This is a genomic window from Acinetobacter sp. TR11 (genome assembly GCF_027105035.1).
Classification (GTDB): domain Bacteria; phylum Pseudomonadota; class Gammaproteobacteria; order Pseudomonadales; family Moraxellaceae; genus Acinetobacter.
In genome coordinates this window covers 2614433-2639518 of the sequence record NZ_CP114256.1, presented here as the reverse complement: position 1 = coordinate 2639518, position 25086 = coordinate 2614433, and the positions used below count along the sequence as shown (strand labels likewise).

Here is a 25086-nt window from a genome sequence, read left to right as displayed (position 1 = left end):
GATGAAAGTTGAAACTTATCTAATTAACCTTGATGGCAGTGATCAGCGTCTAGCCAGTGCGACCGCACAATTACAGCAACAAGAATGGCCATTTACCCGTTTTTCGGCCTATGATGGACGTGGCAAGGCCCTATCTGAGTTTAAACAATATGATGATGCTGAGGCTCAACGAATTCTTGGTCGTAGTTTGATCAACTCCGAATTAGGATGCTATTTAAGTCATTATGCTTGTGCGGAAAAGTTTCTGGAAACTGATGCCGATTATTTAGTGGTTTTAGAAGATGATATTCAGGTTTTACCCAACTTTAAACATAATCTTAAGTCACTCCTCACTTATTTGGATCAGCATAAAGAACTAGATTGGTATGTGGTGAATATGGCGGCGAAAAAGAAAAAACTCGCTAAAGATATTGTACAGATGGAAAATTATAGCCTTTGGCATGCTTATTATTTCCCTATCCGTGGGGTCGGCTTGCTTTGGTCTCGCAAAGGGGCTGAAGAGTTTGTGAAATTAGGTAAAAATATTCATGTACCTGTTGATATTTTTTTCCAAGGTTGGCTCAGCAAGAATGGTAAAGGTCTAGGCGTTTGGCAGCCTTTTGTCAAACCTGCGGGATTGGACAGTGATATTTTAGGTACTGTTGCAACGCAGGGGATTCAGCGTAAAGATTTGGAAAAACGTGATTCTTCTCATGCGTTAAAGAAACAGAAAAGAATGTGGCGTGATCGTTTTTATGCTTTTAAGCATCTTTTCTTTTAATGTAAATGGTCTATCCAAATCACTGACGTGAAATGAAATGTGAAAGTGCTTTAGTTTTTAGCTGAGTTTCCTTAGAACCTATCCAGTATTAATTTCATTCTTTTTTGGCAATTGGAAAAATAATTTGTTAAATTCTCCCCCATGAGAAAACCATATCCCAGCGACATTAGTCGAGAAGCCTTTAAAGAAATTGAACCGTTACTATTGAGCGGAAGAAAACAAACACGTCCAAGAGTCGTTGATGTCTATGAAGTGTTTTGCGCCTTGCTCTATATTCTAAAAAGTGGATGTCAATGGAGTATGCTTCCTCGAGACTTTCCACCTAAAAGCACTGTGCATTATTACTTCTCGATTTGGAATAGAAAACCATCAGAAACTGAACCTAGCATACTTGAGCAGGCTTTAAAAAAATGTGGTTGGCGAGGCCCGTATCAACAATGGACGGAAAGAACAAACGAGCTTTATCATCATTGATTCACAAAGTGTAAAAAACACAGATACCGCACGTAATAAAGGCTATGACGCTGGTAAAAGAGTTTCAGGGATTAAAAGACATATCATTGTTGATACTCAAGGTCTGCCTCATGGAATATTTGTTACAACAGCAGATAAAACAGATCGTCAAGGTGCATTAAATGCGATAAATTTGCATAGAGATACCTTACAAAATGTAGAGGTTGTACTTGTTGATGGTGGTTATACAGGTGAACCCTTTTCTTTGGCTGTTAATGATTTAATCAGAGCGCGAGTTGAAGTTGCTAAACGAAGTGAATTACATAAATTTGCAGTCATACCACAACGCTGGGTTGTTGAAAGATCATTTGCTTGGTTAGAAAAATGTAGAAGGCTTTGGAAAAACTGTGAAAAGCACCTAAATACGAGCCTTCAGTTCATTAATTTAGCCTTTTTAAGGCTACTTGTGGATAGAAAATATTCTGGATAGGTTCTTATGAAGATATTTAAAAAAATATTCTATCTCTTAAAGTTCTATACGATGTATTCGAATAAAAAGAGAGATGTGAATGATGCAGTAGATAATTATGCAGATATTATTGTATTAAATCCAATAAGCTCAAATGCTGTTATTCCCAAAAAAATTTGGATGTATTGGGAAGGGGATTTACCAATTATTGTAGAAAAATGTGTAGAGCAACTTAGACGTTTGCATCCAAGCTATGAGGTATTATTTCTAAAACCGCAAGACTTAATTAAGTTTTGTACTATTGATTTTGAATCAATTCTTTATAAAAAAGCAACTCCACAACAACGATCAGATTTAATCAGATTTAATCTTTTATTTTTACATGGTGGTATATGGCTTGATGCGAGTACTATAGTTTATGAAAATTTAGATTGGATTCAAGATTTGATCGGGAAAGAAAGAACAAACTGTTTTGCTTACTATAGAAAAAATAACACTACCAATATGAGTTATCCTGTTATAGAAACTTGGCTATTAGCTAGTATTCAGGGCAATATGTTTTTTAAATACTGGTTGGAGGAGTTGTGGAATGCAATTGAACTTACTCCTAAAGGATATATTCAAAATATTGCAGATACTCAAGATAATAGCCAAGATCTCTTTCAAAACATTGGTCGTTTAGAGTATTTAGCAGTTTATGTCGTATGTCAGAAGGTGATGAGAGAATATATGCCAAGTATGACTTTGATTAACTGTGACAAAAATGCTTTCTTTTATCAAGTAAAAAATAGGTGGGTAAAAGAAAGAACACTGATTGATTTTGCAATTAACTATCCACCAAATCAGAATCCAAAATTACTTAAGTTAGCAGCAAAAGAAAGAAATATATTAAATAAATTTTATGCAAAGAATTTTTATTTTAAAGATTCTTTTTTAGATATATAGGCTATATGTCTTAAGTTTTTATTTATTGTAATCTAAGGATGAAGTGTAAAATTGTCTACAAAATTGATGTTAGAGATTGATATGGAAGTATTTGTCATAAGTTTGTCCACGGCAAGTCAAAGAAGACAGCATATAAACCAAGAGTTTGCTAAAAAAAACTTGGATTTTACTTTTTTTGATGCCTTAACACCTGAACCTGCAGGAGAGTTTGCTAATCATCTTGGCTTACGAATTGATGATACTATTTTGACAAAGGGGGAACTTGCATGTTTTATGAGTCATGTTTACTTATGGAATAAAATGATCCAAGAAAATATACCTTATATGGCTATTTTTGAGGATGATATTTACTTAGGGGAAAACATTAAAGAGTTTCTTTCAGATACCTTGTGGTTAGATTCCAATTGGCATCTTATTAAAGTTGAGGAATTTACTCAAAAAGTTGCACTAGGTCCCAAATTGAAGGTGTTCAATAGTAACCCAGATAGAGCTATTTTTGAGTTAAAAAGTAAGAACTTAGGAACAGCAGGCTACATTTTATCTCTCAGTGGTGCTAAAAAACTACTCGACTATATCCAGTCGTTGGATCAACTAATAGCTCTAGACCATTTAATGTTTGAAAAATTGGTTAAAGATAAAATTTTATCTGTATGTCAAATGAAACCGGCCTTATGTATTCAAGATGTGATACTTTACTCAACAAAAGATAGTGTAAGATTTGCTAGTCATTTATATAAAGAACGTCAAGCTAGAATGAAATCTAATAAAAAGCGTGGAGTTGATAAAATTCTTTTAGAATTAAGCCGAATTTTTCTACAGATTAGAAACCTTATTTTTTTTAAGACAGTCGGATTTAAATAACTTGAGTTTTCAGTGATCTTAATTTTAACCTTTATGAAATAAAATTTTCATAAAGGTTTTTTATATTTTCAATATCCAAATAATATGAGCTATGTATATCATTTGGATTATCAGATGATGTTAAGATAAATCTCATATCACAATCATTAATCTTTGCTAATGTTGAAAATATAGAAAATTCTGAGAGATGCTTTGGAAGCCAGCTTATCGCTTTGCAATGTGAATTACAAAATATAATATTAGACCAAGCTGCACCGCTTGGGCCTGCAATAAACTCAGCATTATTAAAAATACTGACTTGCTCATAAAAATCATAATCTTCTAAATAAATAGATGTGAAATCCTTACTGATAAAATATTCTAATATTTCATTTTGGTTGTAGCTTCTAGCAGCATTTTCTTTCCTTGCGAGAAAAATTCTTTTTGGAAAATCTTTTGAGAGACATGTATTAGATTTTAAAATAATTTCTCGTATTTCACTAAGCAGTGATTTAGATAGTATAGAAAAATCAGAGGAAGATAAAACTTCTTTAGAGTTAAAAACAATATTGTTTTCATTGTTGATATAAAATAACTCACTTACATGTAAATCAATATTATGATCTGAATACATAATTTCTAGATTTAGATCTTTTTCTTTGAAGTAAAGTGCTAAAATCTTTTGAAAAGAGGAGATTTTTTTTACTCTCTTATCAAGTATAAGGTGTTTGATATTATATTTCTTTAGTAGATCGGAATTTAACAAAAGGATTTTTGGAGATACTTCTATTAACCAATGATAATAATTAAAAATGCCATTTCCACCTAAAAAAATAGCATTTGAAATGCTTTCTTTTTTTTTATTGTACCGAAGTATCATATTTTCATGATTATGCCATTTAATAATTCCGGTTGAATAATTGCAATATGCAATATTGGCTCCTTTTACTCGTTCAAAAATCGCATTTGAAGTGGTGATGAAATTGCTCGAGTTGGTATTTATAATGACATTGGTGAGTTTGTATAAATTGACCTCTGGTATTTTAGCAATAAAATCATTTTTTTGATTAGAGTTAAGCATGAGCATTTTTGGCTGAAAATTTAAGTCATTTCTACTATGTTTGAATGTTAGAATTTTTTCATCATTTAACTCATCTAGCCATATAATTTTTCTTGTTTCTATCCTTTTCATTCTCTTTAGTAATATCTTTAAATATTGAGAAATGTGAGTATTCTTTTTTATTAAATACTTTATAAGAACGCGACCAAGCATACTAGAAACTCTATGAAAATTATTTAGACGTTAAATAAATTAGATAGTACTTTAATCTAAGGACTAGCGCTTTAAAAGGATTTTTCTTCTGGTATGGTCGTACTTTGTATTTTTTTTGGATACGATACACCGCTTTAGCATAATCGGGTTCATTCTTATATTGATTAACAACTTTGATTACTTCGCTATGCATTAATTCCAAATTTTTACTAATATTATTTTCATGTGACCTATAACCAATAAGCGCATGGGGGATATAAATGATTTTTTTACCTAATTTACTGAGTTTTAACCATAAATCCCAATCTTCAACTTTGGTATTTGGGTTAAATCCACCAACTTCACGAAGTATGTCTGTTTTAATCATTTGAGATGACGCTGGTAGATCAAATCTGTGCATGAAAATTCGATGGAATTTATATTCACCATAATCGTTGACATTCACTTTAATTGTTTGATTATGTGAATCTATAGAATGATTTCCACCACAAATACAGACAATTTCTCGATCTAATTGAAATGCTTCAAGTTGTAAACTTGTTTTTTCTGGAAACATAATATCGTCTGAAGCTAAAGTACAAAAAAATTGTCCTTCAGCCCATTCAATTGCTTCATTAAGCGTATTACATAACCCTCGATTTGCCCGATGTCTAAATTCGAAACGTACGAATCGCTCTTCACATTGTGAAAGTAGTTCTTTAATTTTTTCAATCGAGTTATCTGTTGAGCCATCATCAATGATAATAAGCTCAATGTTTTCATGGCTTTGATTCAAAGCACTTTTGATCGCATCTTGGATATATTGCCCATGATTATAACTAGGAATTGCTATGGTGACTAAGGGGCTAGATACTGAGTTATTCATAAAGGATTAAACTGATTACAAAGATGAATAATTTTTTGAACATCGTCTAATTGAAGGGTAGGTCCGATTGGTAGACTCATGACTTCGGCATGGATTTGCTCTGAAATAGGATAACTTTGATTATTCCATTCTTGATAAGCTTGTTGCTTATGTGGAGGGATAGGATAGTGGATAAGCGTTTGAACACCATGATCCGATAAATATTTCTGTAAAAGATCTCTATGTTCAGTTCGAATTACGAATAAATGCCATACATGCTGTTGATATTCTTCTGCATTTATATTGTTTAATGGTAGTTTAATGAATGGATTATTAATGTTGTCTAGGTATAAGCGTGCGATTTTGCGGCGATGTTGTATTTCTTGATCTAAATAACTTAATTTAATGTCAAGCATTGCTGCTTGAATTTCATCTAAACGACTATTTACACCTTGTACAAGATTTTTATATTTTTCATGTGAACCATAATTGCGTAATGCTCTAAGCATATTGGCAAGCTCTAGATCATTCGTTGTTATTGCGCCAGCATCACCTAATGCACCAAGGTTTTTACCAGGATAAAAACTAAATCCGGATGCATGTCCCAAATTCCCAGCTTTTCTACTTTTAACTTCTGCACCATGGCTTTGAGCAGAATCCTCTAAAACTAATAAGTCATATTGATCTGCAATTTGCATAATTTCAGGCATTGCTGCAAGCTGACCATATAGATGAACTGGTAAAATAACTTTTGTCTTATTTGTGATAGCTGCTTCAATTTTTGTAGGATCAAGATTAAAAGTATCTGGATCAGGCTCAATAAGGACAGGTTTAAGCTGATTAGCGCTAATGGCTAAAATACTGGCAATATAAGTGTTTGAAGGAACAATAACTTCATCACCAGCTTTTAATTTACCTAACTCTTTCCAAGCTCTTAATGTCAAAATAAGAGCATCTAAACCATTCGCGACGCCAATAGCGTATTTCGTACCACAAAATTTGGCAAAATTCAGCTCAAATTTTTCGAGTTCTTTGCCACCAATATACCAGCCTGAGTCGATTACCCGAGTACAAGCCTCAATCAATTGTTCACGATATTGTTGATTAACATTTTTTAGATCAAGAAAAGGGATCATTGCTCAATATAACCTTTAAGTTTTGCTGGATTACCGACCATAATTGCATTTTCTGGAACATCCTTAGTCACTACAGCTCCAGCGCCAATTAATGCATTTGCTCCAATACGAACACCAGGTAGAATCGTAGCATTTGCTCCAATACTTGCACCTTGTTCCACAACAGTTTTGGCAAAACTTTCAGGATACTGTTTAGATCGTGGCTTTTTGTCATTGGTAAAAGTGACGCATGGACCAATAAACACATTATCTTCTAGGGTAATGCCATCCCAGATGTAGACACCTGATTTTATGGTGACATTGTCACCGATTTGGACATCATTCTCGATTAATGTATGGGCACAAATATTACATCCAGCACCAATCACTGCATTTTTTAGAATCACACTATATTGCCAAACTCGTGTATTCTGACCGATGTGGGTGCTGTGTACATCGGATAAAGGATGGATAAATGGACGATTTACAACACTGAGAAATTCATCATAACTACGGATATAATCGCTTTCGTCATAATGTTCACTTGCTAATACTAATAATACACAATCTTCTGAAAAGTCATGCATTTCACGCCAAGTCATACTTTCGATGATCAGGCCTTGCGTTGCTGAGTTGAGTATAACTTCTTCTTTATTGTGCCCATCATCTAGAATGAAGCGGCATTGCCCATGCAGACAAATTGCAAGCTGTTTTAAATCTTTATGTGCATGGAATCCTCTAGGCTTATCCTTAGATGCAGCAAAAATATAATAAATACGTTTAATATCAAAAGGGATGTGCTGATTGGCTTCAATCGCAACCAACCCTCCACGCTCATCACCTAAGTTTGGTAAATCAATTAGTTTCTTTAAGCTCATATTTCATTCACCAAAGAAATCAAATATTGACCATAATCATTTTTATTCATACTTTGGCCGATTTGTAGAACTTGTTCTTTGCTTAACCAGCCATTATTAAAGGCAATCTCTTCAAGGCATGCCACTTTATAGCCTTGACGTTTTTCAATGGTTTCGACAAATTGTGCAGCTTCAAGTAAGCTTTCATGTGTACCTGTGTCGAGCCAAGCAAAGCCTCGACCAAGCAATTCAACATTTAAATCTCCACGTTCTAGGTACATCTGATTCACAGTCGTGATTTCTAATTCACCGCGTTCTGATGGTCTAACTTGTTTTGCGATTTCCACAACATCATTGTCATAGAAATAAAGACCAGTTACAGCAAAATGTGATTTTGGCTGTTTAGGTTTTTCTTCCAGAGAAACGGCACGTTTTTGTTCATCAAACTCAACCACACCAAAACGTTCAGGGTCTTTAACTTGATATCCAAAGACGGTCGCACCTTTTTGACGAGCAACTGCTTGACCTAACATCGGTGTAAAGCCCTGACCATAAAAAATATTGTCGCCAAGAACAAGGCATACATTACTTTGACCAATAAATTGTTCACCAATAATGAAGGCTTGGGCGAGGCCATCTGGGTTAGGTTGAATTGCATAACTCAGTTCAATCCCTAATTGAGAACCGTCACCAAGTAAGCGTTTGAATCCGTCAATATCATCAGGTGTACTAATAATGAGAACTTCACGAATACCTGCCAACATTAATACTGAAAGTGGATAGTACACCATCGGTTTATCGTAAATTGGGAGTAATTGTTTAGAAACACCTTTGGTGATTGGGTAGAGGCGTGTACCTGAACCACCTGCAAGAATAATACCTTTCGTCGACATTATAGATTTACCCCTAATCTTTCACGTTGATAGCTGCCATCTTGAACGTGGCGACACCATTCTAAATTATTTAAATACCACTCAATTGTTTTACGAATACCTGTTTCAAACGTCTCTAGAGGTTTCCAGCCAAGTTCATTTTCTATTTTTGATGCATCAATTGCATAACGTAAATCATGTCCTGGACGGTCTTTTACAAAAGTAATTAAGTTTTCATAAGGTTGAGCATTATTTTGTGGTCTTAATTGATCCAGAATTCTGCAAATTGTTTTCACCACTTCAATATTCTGTTTTTCATTATGCCCACCGATATTGTAAGTTTCTCCAACCGAACCTTGCGTGACAACTTGATATAAGGCTCTTGCATGATCTTCAACGAATAACCAATCACGGATTTGATTACCAGTTCCATAGATAGGGAGTGCTTTACTATCTAAGGCATTCAGAATCACTAAAGGAATTAATTTCTCAGGAAAGTGATATGGACCATAATTATTAGAGCAATTGGTCACAATGGTAGGTAGGCCATAAGTACGCTGCCAAGCCCGAACTAAGTGATCTGAACTGGCTTTACTTGCTGAATAAGGTGAGCTTGGTGCGTATGGAGTTGCTTCAGTAAATAAATCCGTAGTCCCATCCAAATCGCCATAAACTTCATCTGTTGAAATATGGTGAAAGCGAAAATTTGCTTTTTTATTATCGTCTAATGCCTGCCAATATTTACGTGCTGCTTCTAATAAAATATACGTTCCCACAATATTGGTTTGAATAAAAGCACTTGGTCCATCAATTGAACGATCAACATGTGACTCGGCAGCTAAATGCATGACTGCATCAGGTTGAAACTGTTCAAAAATCTGTTCTAGTTTTGAAGCATCACAAATATCAACTTGTTGAAATTGATAGCGTGGATTCTGATCAATTTCTTTTAGCGACTCTAAGTTACCAGCATATGTAAGCTTATCCAGATTTAGAACTTCATTATTGGTATTTCTTATAATATGACGTACTACAGCTGAACCAATAAATCCAGCTCCGCCTGTAATCAAGATTCGCATGCAACTATTTTCCTTTTAAATGATTGGATCATTAAATTATTCATTTGAAAAATAAATTATTTTTGAAATACGTCAAGAAGAATTTATTTAATACTAAGTATATTTTAATAAAACTTAGTATCACCACCTCTAAACCGCTTATATCCCCACATATATTCTGTAGGAAAGCGGTTGATCATTTGCTCTACCGCTTTATTGAGTGCCGTTGTTGCAATTATGATATCGCGATCATAAAGTTCAGGATCATTCAGATCATCGCAATACACATCAAATCCTTCATCATCTTCACGACGGAAACAGCTTAATCCCACCAGACGACATTGCGTTTTTTGCGCCATTTTGCTTGCAAGTGTACTGGTTAAACAGGGAATTCCAAAAAAAGGAACGACAACCCCGCCTGAAGGTTGAGGGACATGATCAGGTAAAATTACGCTAAAACCACCTTGTTTTAGATTCTTAAACAAGGCTTTTACACCATTTGCATCCGTTGGAACTAAGGTGGCATTTAACCGTTGGCGAGCATGCAAAGCAAATGCATTAAATCCTGAATCTTTCATGGGTTTGTACATAATGGTAGGTTTACCATATTGATTGACCCATGCATTCATCATTTCCCATGTACCTAAATGCGGAGTAATAATCAAAGCACCACGCGGATCACTTAAAGCATTTGTTAATACTTCTAAATTATGTACAGTACGAATTTGCTGAATGCTCCATTCAGGAGGCATTGCCCAGCATTTCCCTGATTCAATATAACTCAAACATTGCTTGGTCACACTTTCTCGAGCAAGCTGTTCTTTTTGCTCGGAAGAAAGTGTTGGGTAGGCTAAACCAATATTAATTCTGGTTTTCCAAAGCATACTTTTATCAGGATTTTGATTGATAAAGTAGGCAGCCACTTTTGCAATACTACGCAAAAATGTTAGAGGGAGAATACGGAGTAAAGTACTGTAAAACGACATCGCAATTAATCTTGCTTATCTGTATTGCCTTTGAGCACCATATAAATCAGTGCTACAAAAATCAATAACGCACCTACAAGACTACTGACGCAGAAATATAAAATACGTTGATTGGTGGTCATATTGAAAAGTTCATTTGCCAAGATGTAACGCATAAAAAACCATTGAGCAAGTGAAAACACAATAATCACAATTGTGTGTCGACGTACATCAGGACGCATTGCCATAAGACTGACCTCTCAATAAAAAAGCAGCTTATTATGCCATTACGCTGCATGATCGCAAAGTAAAACCATGTAATATAAAAAAACCCTGCATTAAGCAGGGTTTTATTCAGCAATCAATTGAAAAAATTACTTTTCTTCAGCTTTTGCTTTTTCGCGTAAACGAATACCGAGGTCACGTAATTGATTCGCTTCAACAGGCGCTGGCGCTTGAGTTAATGGGCATTCAGCCGTCTTGGTTTTCGGGAATGCAATCACATCACGAATCGACGATGCGCCTGTCATCAACATGATCAAACGGTCAAGACCAAATGCTAAACCACCATGAGGAGGAGCACCGTAGCGTAATGCATTGAGTAAGAAGCTGAATTTTTCCTCTGCTTCTTCTTCACCAATACCTAATGCTTCAAAGATTGCTTTTTGCATCTCTAAAGTATAGATACGCAGTGAACCACCGCCAACTTCTGTACCATTCAATACCATGTCATATGCAACTGATAGAGCAGCGCCTGGATTGTTCTTCACATCTTCAACACTTGATTTTGGTAGTGTGAATGGGTGATGAACAGAAGTCCATTTGCCGTCATCAGTTTCTTCGAACATTGGGAAATCAACAACCCAAAGTGGTGCCCACTCACAAGTTGAAAGATTCAAGTCATGACCGATTTTTACACGAAGTGCACCCATAGCATCATTTACAACTTTAGCTTTATCCGCACCGAAGAATACGATGTCGCCATTTTCAGCACCAACACGTTTGAGTAGATCAAGTACGATTGGCTCGATGAATTTAACGATAGGTGATTGTAAACCTTCGATGCCTTTTTCAAGTTCATTGACTTTGATGTAAGCCAAACCTTTCGCACCGTAGATACCTACGAATTTAGTATATTCATCGATCGCACTACGTGGCAATGAACCCGCGCCAGGAACGCGTAAAGCGACAATACGACCTTTAGGATCTTTTGCAGGACCAGCGAAAACTTTGAACTCAACGTCTTGCATTAAGTCTGCAACGTCAACAAGTTTCAAAGGAATACGCATATCTGGTTTGTCAGATGCATAGTCGCGCATTGCATCGTTATAGGTCATACGTTCAAATTTATCGAATTTTACATTCAATAATTCGTTGAACATTTTAACCGTTAAGCCTTCCATTAAATCCATGATGTCATCGTCACTCATGAACGATGTTTCAACGTCGATTTGGGTAAATTCAGGCTGACGATCCGCACGTAAATCTTCGTCACGGAAACATTTCGCGATTTGGTAATAACGATCAATACCACCGACCATCAACAACTGTTTGAACAATTGCGGTGATTGTGGAAGCGCGTAGAAGCTGCCATTTGAAACACGACTTGGAACTAAATAATCACGTGCGCCTTCAGGTGTTGCACGAGTCAAGATTGGTGTTTCAACGTCAAGGAAACCGTGATCTTCGAAATAGTTACGAATTAAGTTTGTAACTTTAGAGCGGAAGCGTAAACGATCTAACATTTCTGGACGACGAATGTCCAAGAAACGGTATTTCAAACGAATTTCTTCTGAAATATTAGTATTTTCGTCATTTAATGGGAATGGAGGTGTTTCAGAAGCAGCGAGAACTTCGATTTCTTTCGCTAAAACTTCGATTTGACCACTCACCATGTTGGCATTTTCAGTACCTTCATAGCGACGACGTACACGACCTGTAATTTTTAACACAAATTCAGAGCGTGCTTTATCCGCAGTTGAGAAAGCTTCTGGTGTATCAGGATCAATTACGACTTGAACTAAACCATCACGGTCACGCATATCAAGGAAAATTACACCACCATGGTCACGGCGACGATGAACCCATCCGCATAAAGTAACTGTTTGATCGATTTGGGCTTCAGTTAAAGAGCCACAGTAATGAGTGCGCATCATATTGAATTATTTATCCAAACTATATTGGCTAGAAGGTGAATGCGTAAACAGCGCATCACCAATGAAGGGGAGATTATGCCTTGTTGAACATATTGTCTCAAGTCTTAATGTTTTCAACAGAATTTTAAAGCGACGCTTTTTTAAAAAAATGATCTTGTTTGACCTTTTCGATCAAATAATAGTAGCAACAGACATGCTGCGGTAAAAACACAAAGCGCTGTTTGAGTAAATTCGTTAATTGATTTACCAATAAAAAAATATCGTTCGGTGTACCAGAGTTCTGATGAAATATGACGACTATAGTCCCAAATCGACAACAATCCAGCAACTGTTGAAATGATTAAGCTTGTCGTGATAAATCCTTTGATTTTAATCGGTACAGGTTGAGCTAGTTTATATTTGATGTAATAGCTTTTGCACATCCAGAAGATAAAAGGTAAGGCGAGAATGGATGAAGCAATCTGCAAAATGAAATGTAATGGATAATGCAAACCAAAGAGAGAAATATCTTGTGCGAGTAAATCTTTAAAAGCGAAGGTCCGAAAGTCCAGATGGGTTAATCCATCCCAGATTAAATGTGTTGCTGTGCCTAGAATAATCGCAAAGCAATTCATAAGAATAAAGCCCACTGCATCATCAAAATTGCTGATCTTTATGGGGTCTTTTATACCCAAAAAGCGATAACTAACAGGTCGATAGATCAAATACCACAATGCACAAAAGAATAATCCAATCGGAAGATTGGGGAGTAATATGCCAGACCACTGATGTGTTAATGCAATTGTTTCTTGAGTAAATAAACGATGCAGGTCTGGGGTCATACAGCCGATTGCAAGCGCTGCGACAGGCAAATGACCTTTACTCAATTTTGATAGAGGTGGTGCAAGAACAGCGTGAGAAAGAGTAAATGGCATATTCTTGGAGCGTTATAAATATTGAATAATGGATCAGCAGTGTAGCAAATGTTTTTTGTTGAGATGTTTTTTATTGCAAAATGATTGAAACGTTATAATATAACAAATTATGTTTAAGCTAATTTGAGACGTGGCATGTCATTTCCTAAAAATATTTTGACTTTATCTATTCTAGCAGTAGCGAGCAGCGCTACCTTTGCAGAAGAACAAGCAAAGGTTCAACAACTTGCTACGATTGAAATTAAAGCGCACCCTTTAGAGCGAAATGCGGCCGATTTTGCTGTCGCAGATCATGTAATTGAACAAAAGGATTTAGTTGAAAGAAGTGCAACTTTAGGAGATGCTTTGAGCGGTGAGGTTGGTGTACATACCAATCAGTTTGGCGCTGGTTCAAGTCGTCCAGTGATTCGAGGACAAGATGGTGCTCGAGTCAAAGTGTTGCAAAATGCCTCTGAAAATATTGATGTCTCAACATTATCGCCCGACCATGCGGTCACGGTTGATCCATTATTAGCAAAGAAAATAGAAGTTATTCAAGGACCATCTACTTTATTGTATGGTGCTGGTACTGTAGGTGGTTTAGTTAATGTCACAGACAGCAAAATTCCGACACAGATGCCAGAAAATGGTTATGAGGGAAATGTTGGGCTACGCTATAACACGGGTAGTGATGAAAAATTAGCAAGCGCGGGTGTTACTGTTGGTTTAGGTGATCAAGTGGCATTACGTGTTGAAGGGCTCAAACGTGAAGCCAATGATTATATTGCACCTGATTATTTCCATGAAGGCGAAAAAGAACGTCGAGTCGATAATACTTTTGCCAAAGGGCAAACTGTAAATGTCGGTCTATCGTGGATTTATGATCGTGGCTTTACGGGTATTTCATATAGCAATCGTCAGGATCAGTATGGCTTGCCTGGACATAGCCATGAATATGAAAGCTGCGATGCACATTTGAGTGGTAGACCACATTTACATTGTGGTGATCACGATCCAGATGATGGACATGATCATGATCATGAGGAACATGAGCATGCACATGATGCAGGTCCTTGGATTGATTTAAAATCGGAGCGTTATGATGTTCGTACTGAGTTAGATAATCCATTTGCAGGTTTTAAAACTTTACGTGCGCAAGCCAGTTATACCGATTATCAACATGATGAGATTGAAGAAGAGAGCATCGCGACTCGTTTTAAAAATAAAGGTTATGATGGACGCTTAGAGTTAGTACACAACCCGCTGGGTGCATGGGAAGGGGTCATTGGTACACAATATGGACAACAAAAATTAAAACTTACAGGTGAAGAGGCCTTTTTAGCGCCAAATACCACTAAAAAATGGAGTGTTTTTGCATTAGAACATGCGCAATTTAATGATGTACATGTTGAATTAGCTGCTCGTGCAGAACAGCAAAAAATTAATATTGATGATGCAACGAAAAAAGATTTCGACGGTTCAGCCTTTTCTGTTTCTGGTGCCGCCAATTGGGAGTTTGCACCGAACTACAAACTTTCTTTGGTTACGTCACACCAAGAGCGTTTACCTTTAGCACAAGAGTTATATGCCAATGGAGGCCATTTCGCCACCAATACCTATGAACTAGGGAATGATCAGCTTAAAAAAGAGCAGTCAAATAATGTCGAACTTGGTTTTCATTACGATGATAACAAGTTTGATTACCATGTACATGTCTACCACAACTGGTTTGACGACTACATCTATGCCCAAACCTTAGATCGTTATAAAGATTTTCGTTTGGTTCAGTATGCACAAGATAAAGCCAAGTTCTACGGTGCTGAAGCAGAAGTAGGTTATCAAGTCTCTTCAATTTATAAACTCAGTGCATTTGGTGATTATGTACGCGGCAAGATCGACAATGACAATGCACCACGTGTACCAGCGGGCCGTTTAGGTACAAAAGTGAATGCAGACTTTGGCGATGGTTTTAGCGGTTCAGCTGAGTATTATCATGTATTCCAACAAGATAAGATCGCTGCTTATGAAACTGATACACAAAGTTATAACATGTTAAATTTGGGTGTGGCTTATTCTGGTAAATATAGTAAATTGAATGATTATCGTGTATTCCTAAATGCTAATAACGTGTTGGATGATCAGGTTTATCAACATGCATCGTTCTTATCGACGATTCCACAAGTTGGACGTAATTTTAGTGTTGGTGTGAATTTTAGTTTCTAATTTGTCACTCAAATCTTATTGAAAAATCAAAGTATAAGCTCTAGCCTTAGTCCATTAGGCTAGGGCTTTTTCTGTTATATGCGTATCTTCCAAAGAATTCATCAAAAATTAAACTGGTCAGGTCGACGTTACATGGCAGTCATATTGAGTATTTTTGCGATTGGGTATATTGCTTCTGCAATTTATCACACTGTAAAACCACTCCCAAAAGGACTGGATTTTACGGGGCAACTTCGCCATGCCAATGTGAAATTTTTGGCCGATCAGACCTATCTTGATGCACAAGGTCAACAGCAAGTTGATCAACACATTTTCAAAGAAATTTTTCAATTGATTGATGAAGCACAGACCACGATTGTGTTGGATATGTTCTTATTTAATCAGGAAGTGGGTGCGTCTAAGGTTAAGCAATTTCCATTGACGCAGCAATTAACAGATGCACTGATTCTGAAACGGAAGCTTTATCCGACAGTTCAAATTGTGGTGATTACCGATCCAATTAATTCAGTTTATGGTGGTATAACGCCTCAGCACTATCGTCAGCTTCGCCAAGCAGGTGTAGATGTTATTGAAACAGATTTAAAACCTTTGCGTGCTTCAAATCCATTGTGGTCGGGTTTTTGGTATATCTGCTGTCAAAATTTAGGCAATAATCCAGAAGGCGGTTGGCTAAATAATCCTTTTGGAAAAGATAAAGTAACAATACGGAGTTATTTGGAGTTACTCAATTTTAAAGCCAATCATCGTAAAACCTTGGTGGTAGATACGGCTCAAGGTTGGAAGAGTTTAGTGACCTCAGCGAATCCTCATGATGGAAGTTCACATCATAGTAATGTTGCACTGGTCGTGGATGGCCCAACCGCGATTGATGTATTACAAACTGAGCAAACCGTTGCCAATATGTCACAAGGCTCTAGCCCATTTGTGATCATGGGGGGATTGGCTGAAGATAAAAGCTTGCCACAGGTACAGCTACTGACTGAAAAAGCCATTTATGATGCTGTGTTGAAGATGATTCAATCTGCAAAAAGTGAAGAGCATTTGGACATAGCTATGTTCTATCTGTCTGAGCGAAATATTATTGAGGCATTAAAACAGGCTAAACAGCGTGGTGTAAGTATCCGTATCATGCTTGATCCAAATAAAGATGCATTTGGTCGTCAAAAGAATGGTATTCCAAACCGTCAAGTAGCTTCAGAACTCAATGCCGCAGGGATTCCAATTCGTTGGTGTGATACCCATGGTGAACAATGCCATAGTAAGATGCTATTTAAATATAACGCTCAGCAAGCTGAGATTATTTTAGGTTCAGCTAACTTCACGGCACGAAATCTTAAAAACTATAATCTTGAGACAGACATGCGAGTTTTAGGTTCAGCACAAGCACAGGTCTTTAAAGATGCAGGACAGTATTTTGATGCTGCTTGGAGTAATGCGAATGGTCGTCAGATCACGGTTGATTATGCAAAATATGCGGATGAGTCAAACGTGAAATACTGGCTCTATCGCTTTATGGAATGGTCGGGTTTATCTACTTTCTAAAAGAAAGAGGCTTTAAGCCTCTTTTTTATTGCGGATTTGGTGGAATCAACTGATCTAAATCTTTATCAGCCATCTGATCCAGTTCACTTAAATCTGTTTTAATTTTCCACTGAATTTCATCTTCAACAGGTGTTGGCAGTCGTGCTTCCAACCAATCGCAGACCACATCAGGATTGAACTCTGGATGGTTGCATTGAATCACCCAAGCTAAAAAGTCTTTTGCTTCGCCATTCATATAGGGCGGTGGTGAAACTGGGAAAAATTGAGTAGGTAAGCGTTCATTGGTGGACAAATAGTTGAGCACATGACCAAGTTCTTGAACGGTTTGCCATGCAAGTGGATGAGCAACATCAATATTAAATTTAAACCACCACGCATGTTGACCATCTGTACCATGTGCAACGATACGAGCCTCTTGCACACTTGGCACTTTACAGAAGAATTGATAAAGACGATCAAAATTCATTTCAGCCACAGATGTTGTCTCAAAACCAAAAAAGTTATTTTAACATATCTCTTTGGATGTATATGCCGATGTAATCGGTCGAGGGAAAAGAACAATTGATCTGAAAAAATATTATTACAACAGTCATGCTTAGTTTTTATTCTAAAATATAACAATACTCTGATGATCTAGGGCGATAAGGATGAAGCAATCTAAATTGTATATTTATGGCTTGGCAGGTCTTTTGGGCTATCTCCCTATCATGAGTTATGCCGATAATGCATGGGGAGGGTATAGTGGTGTCGAACGACGTTCATATCCCCAAACACCTACTTATCAGCCACCCGCACAAGATCCTTTTGCATTTTCAAATCAGCGCTACACGCCGACTGCACCGCCGAAAGGCTATTATTATCAACCGAATCAAAATAATTATTATCCTTATCCGAGCCATCGACCCGGTGTTCGTATTGAATACTATCCCGAAACTCAATATGAGCATAGCTATCGCCGTGAGTCTTTTGTGGTTGGAAATGAGTTACCTAGTGAATTTCGAAGTGAGCGTTATGTGATTCGAGATTGGGATTCATATTCATTGCGTGAACCACCAAGAGGTCGGCACTGGGTGATCGTTGATGGTCGTTATCTTTTAGTGACAGATGATAATTTTAGGATTGAAATTATTGTAAGTTTTCGCCCAATTTTGCACTAATTCATTTTTAATTTTGCACTGAATTTTTATATATTATTTTGCACTAGAATATAAATAAACAACTAGTTTTAACCCCTTATTCACTCCCAAAGCAATTACTTATTAATAAGCTGAGCAAATCTATATTGGTTCATCATTAAAACACTTAAGTTTTAATGATGAACATTAATGCCAAGTTCCGTGGGCGTACTGACATAGTGGATTGAACTGCTGTAACTGGGTCTTGTACTTCTGCTGCACTAGATAAAACGACAAGATTTGTTGAATCAATTGTGGTGGCTTCACCGTTCAGTGCATTCATCATTGTCTGTTGATTATCGTCAGCGGTGTTGTATAAGTTAGCAATACGTCCAGCAGTAACGGAAGGATCTCCCATAAATACACTGGTCGCTTTTTGGAAGCTACCGAAGGCTCGAATATGATCCCAACCTCGTGCAAAATTATCTTTCATGTTTGGTACAGCAAAGGTTGTCACACCATCACCGCCAAAGGTATTGCCAATCACAGCAAATAAATTTGGATAGGATGAAATCGGATATATATTCCCATTACATTCAAGATATCCCGCTGGACAAACTGAATTTGTCCATAACTCCATCGTTCCAGTCTTTATAAGAAATGGTTGAATAGCTGAAGCTAAAGCCGTTATTGCAGCCGTTAATCTGCTATCAACTTCTTGAACGTTCTCATTTGTTGCAAACAACGCGAATAGAGCAGCTTTTAATTGGTTTTTGTTATTCGGATCAAGAGGCTCATGTACCTCAACTACACCAGCAATTTCTTCTTGAATATGATTACACCATGATGGGCTAATGTAAGTAGCATCTTGTCCGCTTAAATCAGCATTATCATGAAAGCCTTTTTTACCTGCACCATTCACATTAGCACGTGCATTAACGCTATTAATACGTTCCATTAGATTTCCTCAATATCGTAGCGTAAAAACGCGGGTAAAAAATTTGAAATAATGCAATCAATATCAGCTAAAACAGGGCTTTGTAGCTTGAATTTGACTTTATACCTAAGCTGCTCAGTATTGACTGCTGAATTGCAAGGCGCTGTACATTGCATTGGTTTATAAGTAATTAGCTCAAAATCAATGTTAAAAATCGCTAAAAGCTGCTCTAAGTAATCAAGATTAAAAACATTTTTGGTATTTTTAATCCAGTTGATCACTTGCAACCTTTCTTCAATTGTTTGAGCGACATTAGTCTGACATTTCAATGGCAAACCATATTCTTGTTCATATTCTGTTAATAGTTCAGATGGAACTGCTTCCAAAACTTTTAATAATCGTTTGGCGTTTAAGTCACATTGAGCGAGTGCTTTTGCATGACCGTATATATCGTCTGAAACTGTTGTATTTGCGGCATTATCATAGCCGCCAACAGGCAACAACTGACGCAATACTGAAGCATAGATTTTTGTTGTTTCTTCTAAAGCCATCATGCAACGCTCACTACTAAAGTACCAAGCCGTAACCAGTTTGTATTCATCCAATCCACGACAGGCACAACGTTAGACGATGGTGTCAAAGTTACATCCGTGACATTCGGCAAAGCCACGATACGAGCTGTTAAAATAGCGACTTGATATGTATCAGCGGGTGCAAGCTCAGCGAAATAATCTCGAATCACTTGCTCAACTTGATTGAGATTTATGCCGATGCCTGAGACAACAGCCGTGATATTTACTATTTGTAAAGTAGGTAAATAGACACGACAATCAGCCCAAAAGCCCGCGTAAGTATCTAATGCGGCTTGGGCTGCATCAAGTAAAGTTTGACTCGGTAGAGTAGGCGGATTACCAACAGCAGTGATTGCTACATCTAATGAACCAAGTCCGCGACGCTTTGGATAAACATAGACATGCTGAACGCCTGTAACTCCATTCATGAAGCCAACTAAGTCAGCTTCACGATCACGTGATAAACCGAGCTGCTTTCGTTCTAAAAGTCTAGCTCGCCATACTTCTAATTCTTCTTGATCTGAACCACTACCAATAGAAACGTTAGTAACGATATTACTAAGTCCAGCTTGAGGACTAACCCATAGTAAAGAACCGTTATAATTCCAAGCCGCGCCTTTTTGATCAGCGACAACATCAACAATTAAAGGTACATTAGTTTTTAACACTGCATCGTTAGCAACGCTCCAGTAATAGCCTTTACCGTTAGTCAACTTACTGCCCGCATTGATCGTTAGATCAACGTTAGAAATTGCATTGGCTGTTCCTGAAGCGAAATTACCGCCTAGACGTGGTAAGCCTAATTCTTCAGCATGAATATATAGATATGGTTCATCAGCCGTAGCAATAAACAATTGTTTTTGAATATATAACTGGTGACTATATAAACCGTCTACTGCTGAAGCCGTACCGTCTGCACGAATAGCAGCATCGCTATCATCAAGTGCATTGATGCCTGTTAATCCTCTGATTTCTTGAAGAATCGTATTTCTGATTTGTTGAAAATTCGGAATAGTAAACATTTAGCCACCTACAGGGACGAAATAGATAATAGTTTGCTTCTGACCTGTCAAAAGCGTGACTTCTATGTGTAAGTCAAGGCGGCTACGTTCGCTTTGTGATGCTGAAATTTGAATATCAGCAACACGACTTGGCATTAAATCTTCAAGCGCTTCTTTAGCGTATTGAATAGCTAATAAACGTATACGTGGTACGTCCTTTGACCGTCCCAACAAGTACAAGCGGCTGCCTAAATTTGGATTAGCCCAATACTTACCGCGATGAATTGAAAGTCTTAAAATGATTGCTTGTAATAAATCAGTACTGAAATTTTCATCAAGACTTTCGACTATGTAATCACGAGTTTTTAAGTCAATTTTCGCCATGTTTACACCATTGACTGGGGTGTAATTTCACAACTTGTAAAATTAGCAGATAGGCTCTGAATCACTTGCGTCATTTCAGCAATAAATGCTGTTAATTGAACATACTGCAACTGATACGAGAGCATCGGCTTCAGCATCGGTTCAATAAGACTTTTAACAAGTTTTTCAACCCAATCAATTACATCTGCTGGCGATGTCGGCAACTGAAGTAAATCTTGCAAAGGCTCTAAAAACGCAAGCTGTTCAGTAATCGCCGACAGTTGCGTATTTAATGTTGCTAAAATCTTTGCTGATACTTCTTGTAAATCAGCACAAGAATTACAACCTTCAGCTTGTTCTTTAAGTGCATTAAGAAATTCTGTATTTAATCCAGTCATCATCCGATTCCTACAATAATGCCGTTGGCGACAGTAATAATTTGCCCCATAGCTGACGTAAAAGTACCCGTTGCACCTGTAGCAACATCAAAATTTTGATCGGTTTGTACACTACCTTTGATTTTCACACCCGACCCAGTGAGTAAAATTTGATGACCAAACTGATCATAAATACAGGTTTCACCCTCAGATACCGTGATCATCACTGGTGCTTCAGTAGAACCCACAATGACTGATCTTGATGATTTTCCAAGTAATGGAATAATGACCACCCGACTGCCTTCAGGTATCCATGAGCTAAAACCGACTTGTTGGATAATTTCCATTTCGTCCAGTACTTCGCCATCGTTGCCCGTAATTTGTGCCTTAGCCCCAGCGCGGGCAATAATGCCGAAAAATGCTTGCCGAACTTGATTAATAGCTCTTGAGATTTTGCTCATTCTTGATCTCCGTGATACGTGCCGTAACCGCCCTCATCTAATCCAAGATCAGCATTTGTTTTTTTGTTTTTCGCTTTTTTTGGCTTAGATTCAGGTTCTTTATGGGTCAACGGCTGTACCCAATCGCCTTTACGTTTAAGCTTCAACTCTGTTGATTTGCCGTTGTTACGTGACAATTTAAGCGTGCGCCCCATGATGACCCAAGTCGCATTCGCACGAATGAGTACGTCAGTTTGTAGATTGATTTGACCGCCTGTTTTCCAGACTTGACCGCCAATCGTCCAGTCGGGAACGATAGCGCTGAGCGTGTAAGCTTCTAAATCATTATCATGCTGAATCTTATTGATAGCCGCTTGAGCTTCTGCTTGTGTTTCAATATCACTCATAGTGACTATTTTTAGACGCTTAAATGAATAAGGGGTATTTGCTGTCGTAGTTGCAGAAATAGCACCGCCTTTTTCGTCTTGACTGAGTATCTTGATCTCATTAAAAACGTTAGAAACATCTTCTTCATAACTCATGCTAATGACATTGTTATCAACACCTGAGCGCATCAGCTTTAAAGTCTGAATATTTTGATCTGAGTATTTAAATGGATCACCAATTTGCAACCCATTTTTTACATCGTACCAAACGAATTGACCAGTGACCTGTGCCGCTTTAGCGATAGCGTCATAGAGAGATTCACTCGGTTCAACCGTAACTTTATTTTTCAGCCACTTATCATCTTGTACTCGCACTGTTTCAAAAATAGAGCTGAGATCAGCAAGTACAAATTGCTCTAGTAGAGTTGATAAATTGACCTGTCTTGAATTTTTAATTGGCACAGAACAGTCAATGAGCTGACCCACCATGTCACGCCCTGTAATCTGTAAAGCGCGCCCTGATCGGCTGACAGCTTCAGTCAGTCGATCTACAATTCCCGTTAGAATTAATTCACTACCATAGTAAATCTCTGCTTTAGCTCCAGCTTTAACATTAGGCGGTAAATTTCCAACAGGAGGATTAAACAAAGTCATAGACCACCCATCAGCGGGCACATCAATTTGACTGTCTATAACTACATCGTCCCAGTCGCCACATTCAAAGCCGCCTATAGCAAGTTTAATTTCAATGCCGTGATTATCTTGCATAAGTAATTAACTCCATGCCTGATCTCAGAACAGCAAAATTCACGACAGTCGGATTTAAATGCTTGATTTCTTCAGCCCGATTCATATCCCCATATAATTGATGGGCAAGCCAATGGGCAGTACACGGCAATAAAACTGGTGTATTACGGATCGGCGGACGTGTTTCAATTAATGCTTGTATTTGCTCATGTACATCGTTTGCTAAAGTTTTGTATTGAGCGACTTGTAAAGCTGGATCAATATTTGATTGCTTAGCTTGCTCTTGAGTAATTTCACGTTCTGCAACAATTACCGCTTGAATATCTTTGCGTACTTGTTGACGAATGACAGCCAAGTCGATAGGTGTCATCACATAAGTTGTATCTTGTTGATTCTGATTTTTTGATAGATTCGAGCGTGTTTGCTTGACGATAGTTTGAACAATAGCGGCATTCGATGCTACGGAAACAGCTCTCCATAGCTGCTTAAATGCTGGGCTATCTAGCTGATCATCATCATCTTCAAAAATCTTACTGACACGTTTAATACGATCAAACATTGAGCGCCATTTGCTGATCGCTGAAATATCATTAAGTTCAAATGTCGCTAAACGTACAACATCATCAACTAAGCCAACCGCCCATTTAGGTGGAGACAAGAAATTATCAATCTTGGCACGCACAGTATTTAAAAACCGTCTTGCTTTCTGTAAACCGTTGCGAATGCGATTAATGACTTTAAAGAACTTATTAGGATCAAGTTTTTTTAATTTCTCTAGTTCACTTTGAAATGCTGCCGCTGGCGTTAGAATAACGTGAGTATATTTTAATTCAGGCGGTAAACTACGCGGAATAAATAATGTTTTGCGCTCAGCTTTAGCAACAAGAAAGTCGACATCAATATCACAGCCGTCTACGGTTTCTGTACCATGCACAATGTTCCAGTTTTGAACATGCACACTCTTAATACCGTCGATTGGGTGAATTAATTCACCTTCACCAGCCATTGCAAACGCTGCTTTTAGGGCATCTAAATAGATAAGATAGTCAGTGCCTGAAAGGAAAATACGCATGCTGATTCTCTCGGCATCGTTCCCCATATCTTCTATTTTTGCATCGTTAGAGTAGGGTGCTTGTTGTACAGCCAAAGATTTAGAAATGCTATTGTTTGTTGATACACAATCAAACTTCACACCTCTAAAACTTGCTTGCTGTAAATCTGTTTTCCAGCCCATAAAAAAAGCCCAATCCAACGATAAGGCTATTATTTAAAATCTAGTTTATATAGTTTAGATGGAACTAGTTCCTAAAAAATTAAAGGCTATCGCTTTTCTCATAAGCTTCAGCAGCTTGCTGATAACTCATGTTAATTCGAGTTTTACAGATATGTTTTGATTCTTCGAAATAGATTTCTTTTTCTTTTAAAGCTTGTGTTAATTCATTTGAATCAGATTTCAATGCCATTTTCATAGTATTAGCAAGTGATCCCAATTCATTTAATGCTCTATCACAGATTGCATAAGGTTCAGTTATAGGGTCTTCAGGGAAATAACGCTGACCATATTCTTTTTTAGCTTCTTTTTCGCCATAGGGTTTTTCTGTAAAAGCAATAAATGTTTTTGAGTATTGGTCTAATATCAAAAACTGTTTTGATTCATAAGCTTTTTTTATAACTGGCTCATCAAGTTCTATTTTCTTGTATATATTTTTAGCAAAACTCTGAGCTTCTTGTTCAGTTATTATTGATTGTTCTGCTGGTATTGTTTGTGTTTGCTCAGATGGGGTGGGTGCTTGTGTTGGCTCACTCTTAGAACACCCCATAATAGATAAGCTAATACATGCAACTAAAATAAGCTTTTTCATATATCCCGATTAATAAAAAAG

General features: G+C 37.3%; 27 protein-coding genes. 7 read left to right on the top strand and 20 right to left on the bottom strand.

Going from position 1 to position 25086, the window contains the following annotated elements; translation table 11 throughout:
• The first annotated feature begins 1 nt into the window (after position 1).
• The 4 genes from O1450_RS12665 to O1450_RS12650 all read left to right on the top strand — a co-directional run bounded on the left by O1450_RS12665 (position 2) and on the right by O1450_RS12650 (position 3488).
• Positions 2–760, top strand: a complete 759-nt coding sequence (locus tag O1450_RS12665; protein WP_269228713.1) for a glycosyltransferase family 25 protein — start codon at positions 2–4, stop codon at positions 758–760.
• 141 nt (positions 761–901) lie between these two features.
• Positions 902–1703, top strand: a protein-coding gene (locus O1450_RS12660) for an IS5 family transposase (RefSeq protein ID WP_269228712.1) whose coding sequence is annotated in 2 segments (ribosomal slippage) — positions 902–1165 and positions 1167–1703 — 801 coding nt in all. Because the reading frame shifts where the segments join, the coding sequence is not laid out codon by codon here.
• 6 nt (positions 1704–1709) lie between these two features.
• Positions 1710–2627: a glycosyltransferase family 32 protein gene (locus tag O1450_RS12655; RefSeq protein ID WP_269228711.1), complete on the top strand. Its 918-nt coding sequence runs from the start codon at positions 1710–1712 to the stop codon at positions 2625–2627.
• 81 nt (positions 2628–2708) lie between these two features.
• Positions 2709–3488 (top strand): glycosyltransferase family 25 protein, encoded by a 780-nt coding sequence (locus tag O1450_RS12650; protein WP_241340057.1) that lies wholly within the window; start codon positions 2709–2711, stop codon positions 3486–3488.
• A gap of 31 nt (positions 3489–3519) precedes the next feature.
• Here the strand turns inward: O1450_RS12650 and O1450_RS12645 are convergent, their stop codons facing one another.
• From O1450_RS12645 to O1450_RS12600, 10 genes are all read right to left on the bottom strand, one after another.
• Positions 3520–4740 (bottom strand): glycosyltransferase family 61 protein, encoded by a 1221-nt coding sequence (locus tag O1450_RS12645; RefSeq protein WP_269228710.1) that lies wholly within the window; start codon positions 4738–4740, stop codon positions 3520–3522.
• A 19-nt stretch (positions 4741–4759) separates the two neighbouring features.
• On the bottom strand, positions 4760–5605 hold the full coding sequence (locus tag O1450_RS12640; RefSeq protein WP_269228709.1) for a glycosyltransferase family 2 protein: 846 nt from the start codon (positions 5603–5605) through the stop codon (positions 4760–4762).
• Positions 5602–6720: a DegT/DnrJ/EryC1/StrS family aminotransferase gene (locus O1450_RS12635; protein WP_269228708.1), complete on the bottom strand. Its 1119-nt coding sequence runs from the start codon at positions 6718–6720 to the stop codon at positions 5602–5604. Before O1450_RS12635 ends, O1450_RS12640 begins: the two co-directional genes overlap by 4 nt.
• Positions 6717–7577 carry a WxcM-like domain-containing protein gene (locus O1450_RS12630; RefSeq protein ID WP_269228707.1) on the bottom strand — a complete coding sequence of 287 codons (861 nt, stop codon included), beginning with the start codon at positions 7575–7577 and terminating at the stop codon, positions 6717–6719. Before O1450_RS12630 ends, O1450_RS12635 begins: the two co-directional genes overlap by 4 nt.
• Positions 7574–8449, bottom strand: coding sequence for a glucose-1-phosphate thymidylyltransferase RfbA (gene rfbA, locus O1450_RS12625; RefSeq protein WP_269228706.1), 876 nt, complete (start codon positions 8447–8449; stop codon positions 7574–7576). The genes O1450_RS12630 and rfbA overlap by 4 nt, the downstream gene beginning before the upstream one ends.
• Positions 8449–9507: a dTDP-glucose 4,6-dehydratase gene (rfbB, locus tag O1450_RS12620; protein WP_269228705.1), complete on the bottom strand. Its 1059-nt coding sequence runs from the start codon at positions 9505–9507 to the stop codon at positions 8449–8451. The genes rfbA and rfbB overlap by 1 nt, the downstream gene beginning before the upstream one ends.
• 104 nt (positions 9508–9611) lie before the next feature.
• The gene (locus O1450_RS12615; protein WP_269228704.1) at positions 9612–10472 is read right to left on the bottom strand and encodes a lysophospholipid acyltransferase family protein; all 861 of its coding nucleotides are present in this window, start codon (positions 10470–10472) and stop codon (positions 9612–9614) included.
• A gap of 5 nt (positions 10473–10477) precedes the next feature.
• Positions 10478–10699: a hypothetical protein gene (locus O1450_RS12610; RefSeq protein WP_004664817.1), complete on the bottom strand. Its 222-nt coding sequence runs from the start codon at positions 10697–10699 to the stop codon at positions 10478–10480.
• 126 nt (positions 10700–10825) lie between these two features.
• Positions 10826–12607: an aspartate--tRNA ligase gene (aspS, locus tag O1450_RS12605; protein WP_269228703.1), complete on the bottom strand. Its 1782-nt coding sequence runs from the start codon at positions 12605–12607 to the stop codon at positions 10826–10828.
• Positions 12608–12747: 140 nt separating this feature from the next.
• Positions 12748–13521 (bottom strand): DUF4184 family protein, encoded by a 774-nt coding sequence (locus tag O1450_RS12600; RefSeq protein ID WP_269228702.1) that lies wholly within the window; start codon positions 13519–13521, stop codon positions 12748–12750.
• Positions 13522–13656: 135 nt separating this feature from the next.
• Here O1450_RS12600 and znuD point away from each other — a divergent pair, with 135 nt between their 5' ends.
• Complete coding sequence (znuD, locus tag O1450_RS12595; protein WP_269228701.1) at positions 13657–15723, top strand: zinc piracy TonB-dependent receptor ZnuD; 2067 nt, start codon at positions 13657–13659, stop codon at positions 15721–15723.
• A gap of 78 nt (positions 15724–15801) precedes the next feature.
• Positions 15802–17265 (top strand): phospholipase D family protein, encoded by a 1464-nt coding sequence (locus O1450_RS12590; RefSeq protein ID WP_269228700.1) that lies wholly within the window; start codon positions 15802–15804, stop codon positions 17263–17265.
• Between the two features lie 25 nt (positions 17266–17290).
• Here the strand turns inward: O1450_RS12590 and O1450_RS12585 are convergent, their stop codons facing one another.
• Complete coding sequence (locus O1450_RS12585; RefSeq protein WP_442865414.1) at positions 17291–17731, bottom strand: hypothetical protein; 441 nt, start codon at positions 17729–17731, stop codon at positions 17291–17293.
• Between the two features lie 181 nt (positions 17732–17912).
• Between O1450_RS12585 and O1450_RS12580 the strand changes: the two genes are divergently transcribed.
• Positions 17913–18422, top strand: a complete 510-nt coding sequence (locus O1450_RS12580) for an RcnB family protein (protein WP_269228698.1) — start codon at positions 17913–17915, stop codon at positions 18420–18422.
• A 145-nt stretch (positions 18423–18567) separates the two neighbouring features.
• On the opposite strand, the gene O1450_RS12575 is transcribed toward O1450_RS12580, so the two are convergent.
• The 9 genes from O1450_RS12575 to O1450_RS12535 all read right to left on the bottom strand — a co-directional run bounded on the left by O1450_RS12575 (position 18568) and on the right by O1450_RS12535 (position 25065).
• On the bottom strand, positions 18568–19338 hold the full coding sequence (locus O1450_RS12575) for a phage tail protein (RefSeq protein WP_269228697.1): 771 nt from the start codon (positions 19336–19338) through the stop codon (positions 18568–18570).
• Entirely contained in the window at positions 19338–19868 is a 531-nt protein-coding gene (locus tag O1450_RS12570; protein ID WP_269230472.1) for a hypothetical protein, read from the bottom strand. Before O1450_RS12570 ends, O1450_RS12575 begins: the two co-directional genes overlap by 1 nt.
• Entirely contained in the window at positions 19868–20911 is a 1044-nt protein-coding gene (locus O1450_RS12565) for a baseplate J/gp47 family protein (protein ID WP_269228696.1), read from the bottom strand. Before O1450_RS12565 ends, O1450_RS12570 begins: the two co-directional genes overlap by 1 nt.
• The gene (locus O1450_RS12560; RefSeq protein ID WP_269228695.1) at positions 20912–21274 is read right to left on the bottom strand and encodes a phage GP46 family protein; all 363 of its coding nucleotides are present in this window, start codon (positions 21272–21274) and stop codon (positions 20912–20914) included. It lies immediately after the preceding gene.
• 2 nt (positions 21275–21276) lie between these two features.
• Positions 21277–21651, bottom strand: a complete 375-nt coding sequence (locus O1450_RS12555; protein ID WP_269228694.1) for a hypothetical protein — start codon at positions 21649–21651, stop codon at positions 21277–21279.
• The gene (locus tag O1450_RS12550; protein ID WP_269228693.1) at positions 21651–22091 is read right to left on the bottom strand and encodes a phage baseplate assembly protein domain-containing protein; all 441 of its coding nucleotides are present in this window, start codon (positions 22089–22091) and stop codon (positions 21651–21653) included. Before O1450_RS12550 ends, O1450_RS12555 begins: the two co-directional genes overlap by 1 nt.
• Positions 22088–23224 (bottom strand): phage baseplate assembly protein, encoded by a 1137-nt coding sequence (locus tag O1450_RS12545; protein ID WP_269228692.1) that lies wholly within the window; start codon positions 23222–23224, stop codon positions 22088–22090. The genes O1450_RS12550 and O1450_RS12545 overlap by 4 nt, the downstream gene beginning before the upstream one ends.
• On the bottom strand, positions 23214–24437 hold the full coding sequence (locus O1450_RS12540) for a DNA circularization N-terminal domain-containing protein (RefSeq protein WP_269228691.1): 1224 nt from the start codon (positions 24435–24437) through the stop codon (positions 23214–23216). Before O1450_RS12540 ends, O1450_RS12545 begins: the two co-directional genes overlap by 11 nt.
• 79 nt (positions 24438–24516) lie before the next feature.
• A complete protein-coding gene (locus O1450_RS12535; protein WP_269228690.1) occupies positions 24517–25065 on the bottom strand; it encodes a hypothetical protein in 549 nt (182 codons plus the stop codon).
• Positions 25066–25086 lie beyond the last annotated feature (21 nt).

Coding starts and splice junctions, on each gene's coding strand:
- O1450_RS12665 (WP_269228713.1), top strand. CDS start 2: ATGAAAGTTGAAACTTATCTAATTAACCTTGATGGCAGTGATCAGCGT.
- O1450_RS12655 (WP_269228711.1), top strand. CDS start 1,710: ATGAAGATATTTAAAAAAATATTCTATCTCTTAAAGTTCTATACGATG.
- O1450_RS12650 (WP_241340057.1), top strand. CDS start 2,709: ATGGAAGTATTTGTCATAAGTTTGTCCACGGCAAGTCAAAGAAGACAG.
- O1450_RS12645 (WP_269228710.1), bottom strand. CDS start 4,740: ATGCTTGGTCGCGTTCTTATAAAGTATTTAATAAAAAAGAATACTCAC.
- O1450_RS12640 (WP_269228709.1), bottom strand. CDS start 5,605: ATGAATAACTCAGTATCTAGCCCCTTAGTCACCATAGCAATTCCTAGT.
- O1450_RS12635 (WP_269228708.1), bottom strand. CDS start 6,720: ATGATCCCTTTTCTTGATCTAAAAAATGTTAATCAACAATATCGTGAA.
- O1450_RS12630 (WP_269228707.1), bottom strand. CDS start 7,577: ATGAGCTTAAAGAAACTAATTGATTTACCAAACTTAGGTGATGAGCGT.
- rfbA (WP_269228706.1), bottom strand. CDS start 8,449: ATGTCGACGAAAGGTATTATTCTTGCAGGTGGTTCAGGTACACGCCTC.
- rfbB (WP_269228705.1), bottom strand. CDS start 9,507: ATGCGAATCTTGATTACAGGCGGAGCTGGATTTATTGGTTCAGCTGTA.
- O1450_RS12615 (WP_269228704.1), bottom strand. CDS start 10,472: ATGTCGTTTTACAGTACTTTACTCCGTATTCTCCCTCTAACATTTTTG.
- O1450_RS12610 (WP_004664817.1), bottom strand. CDS start 10,699: ATGGCAATGCGTCCTGATGTACGTCGACACACAATTGTGATTATTGTG.
- aspS (WP_269228703.1), bottom strand. CDS start 12,607: ATGATGCGCACTCATTACTGTGGCTCTTTAACTGAAGCCCAAATCGAT.
- O1450_RS12600 (WP_269228702.1), bottom strand. CDS start 13,521: ATGCCATTTACTCTTTCTCACGCTGTTCTTGCACCACCTCTATCAAAA.
- znuD (WP_269228701.1), top strand. CDS start 13,657: ATGTCATTTCCTAAAAATATTTTGACTTTATCTATTCTAGCAGTAGCG.
- O1450_RS12590 (WP_269228700.1), top strand. CDS start 15,802: ATGCGTATCTTCCAAAGAATTCATCAAAAATTAAACTGGTCAGGTCGA.
- O1450_RS12585 (WP_442865414.1), bottom strand. CDS start 17,731: ATGAATTTTGATCGTCTTTATCAATTCTTCTGTAAAGTGCCAAGTGTG.
- O1450_RS12580 (WP_269228698.1), top strand. CDS start 17,913: ATGAAGCAATCTAAATTGTATATTTATGGCTTGGCAGGTCTTTTGGGC.
- O1450_RS12575 (WP_269228697.1), bottom strand. CDS start 19,338: ATGGAACGTATTAATAGCGTTAATGCACGTGCTAATGTGAATGGTGCA.
- O1450_RS12570 (WP_269230472.1), bottom strand. CDS start 19,868: ATGGCTTTAGAAGAAACAACAAAAATCTATGCTTCAGTATTGCGTCAG.
- O1450_RS12565 (WP_269228696.1), bottom strand. CDS start 20,911: ATGTTTACTATTCCGAATTTTCAACAAATCAGAAATACGATTCTTCAA.
- O1450_RS12560 (WP_269228695.1), bottom strand. CDS start 21,274: ATGGCGAAAATTGACTTAAAAACTCGTGATTACATAGTCGAAAGTCTT.
- O1450_RS12555 (WP_269228694.1), bottom strand. CDS start 21,651: ATGACTGGATTAAATACAGAATTTCTTAATGCACTTAAAGAACAAGCT.
- O1450_RS12550 (WP_269228693.1), bottom strand. CDS start 22,091: ATGAGCAAAATCTCAAGAGCTATTAATCAAGTTCGGCAAGCATTTTTC.
- O1450_RS12545 (WP_269228692.1), bottom strand. CDS start 23,224: ATGCAAGATAATCACGGCATTGAAATTAAACTTGCTATAGGCGGCTTT.
- O1450_RS12540 (WP_269228691.1), bottom strand. CDS start 24,437: ATGGGCTGGAAAACAGATTTACAGCAAGCAAGTTTTAGAGGTGTGAAG.
- O1450_RS12535 (WP_269228690.1), bottom strand. CDS start 25,065: ATGAAAAAGCTTATTTTAGTTGCATGTATTAGCTTATCTATTATGGGG.